Source organism: Pseudomonas sp. P4_B4, from assembly GCF_056402255.1.
This window is the reverse complement of the sequence record NZ_JBFUHS010000091.1, coordinates 1-553: the sequence shown is the minus strand read 5'-3', so window position 1 is coordinate 553 and position 553 is coordinate 1. Positions and strand designations below refer to the sequence as shown.

Annotated in this window: 2 rRNA genes; both read right to left on the bottom strand. The window is 50.8% G+C overall.

Annotated features, from left to right (window positions below):
• Positions 1-47: 47 nt before the first annotated feature.
• Positions 48-163, bottom strand: a 5S ribosomal RNA gene (rrf, locus tag AC1DVE_RS31195).
• A 169-nt stretch (positions 164-332) separates the two neighbouring features.
• Positions 333-553: ribosomal RNA gene (locus AC1DVE_RS31190) — 23S ribosomal RNA — on the bottom strand; the annotation flags it as partial.

The following is a 553-nucleotide window of genomic DNA, read 5'->3' as shown; positions in this document are numbered from 1 at the left end:
AAACAAAACCCCTACCTGCATACGCAGATAGGGGTTTCGGAATTTAATCTTGACGATGACCTACTCTCACATGGGGAAACCCCACACTACCATCGGCGATGCATCGTTTCACTGCTGAGTTCGGGATGGGATCAGGTGGTTCCAACGCTCTATGGTCGTCAAGAAATTCGGGTACTGAGTCGTGACCGGTTGGCCTCGCTTCAGCAAATTGGGTATGTGACAGCTTTCGGTGTTTTGTGCTGCTTTTGTGAGCAGAGCCGAACTTTCGGTTCTTTCGTCTTCACACACCGCAATCTGGCCTCTTTCGAGTTCGCAAATTGCTTGGGTGTTATATGGTCAAGCCTCACGGGCAATTAGTATTGGTTAGCTCAACGCCTCACAGCGCTTACACACCCAACCTATCAACGTCGTAGTCTTCGACGGCCCTTCAGGGGACTCAAGGTCCCAGTGAGATCTCATCTTGAGGCAAGTTTCCCGCTTAGATGCTTTCAGCGGTTATCTTTTCCGAACATAGCTACCCGGCAATGCCACTGGCGTGACAACCGGAACACCA